Source organism: Streptomyces sp. WAC05292 (genome assembly GCF_003949955.1).
GTDB lineage: Bacteria > Actinomycetota > Actinomycetes > Streptomycetales > Streptomycetaceae > Streptomyces > Streptomyces globosus.
This window is the reverse complement of record NZ_RPSE01000611.1, coordinates 1-2,449: the sequence shown is the minus strand read 5'-3', so window position 1 is coordinate 2,449 and position 2,449 is coordinate 1. Positions and strand designations below refer to the sequence as shown.

Annotated in this window: 2 protein-coding genes; one reads left to right on the top strand and one right to left on the bottom strand. The window is 76.6% G+C overall.

Annotation, left to right across the window (positions count from 1 at the left end; translation table 11 throughout):
* Window positions 1-1,607 (top strand): SpoIIE family protein phosphatase (locus EF903_RS31625; protein ID WP_125548407.1); only part of this gene is annotated, 1,607 nt, incomplete at its 5' end.
* 81 nt (window positions 1,608-1,688) lie between these two features.
* Here the strand turns inward: EF903_RS31625 and EF903_RS31620 are convergent.
* Window positions 1,689-2,408 (bottom strand): PspA/IM30 family protein, encoded by a 720-nt coding sequence (locus EF903_RS31620; protein WP_125548406.1) that lies wholly within the window; start codon window positions 2,406-2,408, stop codon window positions 1,689-1,691.
* Between the last annotated feature and the right edge of the window lie 41 nt (window positions 2,409-2,449).

Below are 2,449 nucleotides of genomic sequence, written 5' to 3'. Positions count from 1 at the left end.
CCTCCCTGCCGCCCGGACTCGGCGCCGGCCGCGCCCCGTCCGCACCGCTGCGGCGCGTCGCCTTCTCCTCCGCCGTCTCCGACGCCCCCCTCTCCGGACCGGGCACCCCCGTCGCCGTCGGAGACGTCCACCGCTACCCGGCCGCCTCGCCCGGCGCGCTCGCCCTGCGCACCGCACGGCCCCGCCTCATCGAAGGCGGCGGCCCGGACGACCTCGTCCAGTCCACCCTCGTGGTGCCGCTGGTGGCCCACGACACCGTCGTCGGCCTCGCCCAGTTCTCCCGCACCAAGGGCAGCGAGCCCTTCGGCGAACGCGACCGCGCCGTCGCCGTCGAACTCGCCGCCCGCGCCGCCGTCTGCATCGACAACGCCCGCCTCTACCGGCGCGAGCACGAACGCGCCCTGATCCTCCAGCGCAGCCTGCTGCCGCCCGGCGACCCGGAGGCCGCCGGCCTCGACATCGCCTGCCGCTACCTCCCCGGCAACGCCGCCACCGAAGTCGGCGGCGACTGGTTCGACGTCATCGAACTGCCCGGCCACCGCACCGCACTCGTCGTCGGCGACGTCATGGGCCGCGGACTGCGCGCCGCCGTCGCCATGGGTGAACTCCGCACCGCCGTGCGCACCCTGGCCCTGCTCGACCTGGAGCCCGCCGAAGTCCTCGCCGCCCTCGACGAGATCGCCCGCGGCCTCGGCGCCCCCGGCGGCTCGCAGCAGGCCTCCCGGGCCGCCCTCCACTCGCGCGACGCCGACCGCTCCGAGGTCTACCTCGCCACCTGCGTGTACGCCGTCTACGACCCGGTCACCCGGCGCTGCACCATCGCCAACGCCGGCCACATGCCGCCCGTCCTGGTCGAACCCGCCGAGCCCGGCTCCGCGCCGCGCGCCGGACTGCTGCTGGAGGTCCCGCCCGGCATGCCGCTCGGCGTCGGCGGCGAACCCTTCGAGGAGGTCGAGGTCGACCTCCCCGAAGGCGCCCTCCTCGCCCTCTACACCGACGGCCTCGTCGAATCCCGCGACCACCCCCTGGAGGAGGGGCTGCGCGGGCTGCGCCACGCCCTCACCGACCCGGCCCGGCCGCTGGAGGACATCTGCGACCACGTCCTGAACACCCTCGACACCCGGCACGGCGAGGACGACATCGCCCTCCTCATGGCCCGCGTCCAGGGACTCCCCGTCGACGCGGTCGGCGACTGGCACCTCCCGCGCGACGCCCGCTCGGTGGGCCGCGCCCGGGAGCTGGCCCGCGCCAAACTGCCCGCCTGGGGCCTCGAAGGGCTGCTCGACACCACCGAACTGCTCGTCAGCGAACTCGTCACCAACGCCCTGCGGTACGGCGAGGGCGACATCCGGCTGCGGCTGCTGCTGGACCGCACCCTCGTCTGCGAGGTGTGGGACGCCAACCTCGTCCAGCCGCGCCGGCGCCGCGCCCGCGACACCGACGAGGGCGGGCGCGGCCTGCAACTGGTCGGCCTGCTGTCGGCCGGCTGGGGGACCCGGCGGACCCACCGCGGCAAGACGGTCTGGTTCGAACTCCCGCTGCCCGGGGCCTCCGCCGAACCGGAGGGCGGACTGTCGGCCGAACAGCTCCTCGGCCTGTACGGCTGAACCGGGCGCGGGCCGGGGCCCCGCCGCCCCTCCACCCGCCCGCCTGACCGGACCCGGCCGGGCCGGGCCGCGCCCGACCGGTCAGGCCCGGCCCGCGGACTTCAGCGCCGCCAGCCGGGCCTCGACCTCCTCGGCCCGCGCCAGGCCGTCCAGCGCCTCGAACTGCGCGTCCAGCGAGGAGGCCGCCAGCTCCTCGCGGCCCAGCGCCCGCGCCTCCTCCCGCCGCACCTTGTCCTCGAAGCGGCCCAGCTCGCTCGTCGGGTCCGTCACGTCGATGCCGCGCACCGCGTCCAGCATCCGGTTCTGCGCCTCCGCCGTCCGCGCCCGCGCCACCAGCTCGTCCCGCTTCGCCGTCAGCTCGTCCAGCTTGCCCCGCATGGCGTCCAGCCCGTCCCGGAGCCGGCCCGCCACCTCCGCCTGCGCGGCGATCACCGGCTCCGCGTCGGCCGCCTCCCGCTCCGCCCGCAGCTGCCGCTCCAAAGCCACCCGGGCCAGCCCGTCGAAGCGGTCCGCCTCGGCCACCGACCCGTCCGCCCGCAGCCCGTCCGCCCTGCGGCTCGCCGCGAGCGCCTTGGCGCCCCACTCCGCGGCCGCCGCCACATCCTCGTCGCGGTCCGCCTCCAGCAGCCGCAGCCCGCCGAGGACCGTCGCCACGGCCTGGTCGGCCTCCGAGATGCTGTTGGTGTAGTCCCTGATCAGCTGGTCGAGCATCGTCTGCGGGTCCTCCGCCTGGTCCAGCAGGGCGTGGATGTTGGCGCGCGCCAGCAGGGCGACGCGGCCGAGGACGGTCTGCTTGCTCATCGGTCCAGCGCTCCTCGGGGGTCGGGAGGGGAGAACGAAGG

Excerpts from the sequence above, each read along its gene's own strand:
- EF903_RS31620 (WP_125548406.1), bottom strand. The coding sequence starts at position 2,408 with ATGAGCAAGCAGACCGTCCTCGGCCGCGTCGCCCTGCTGGCGCGCGCC.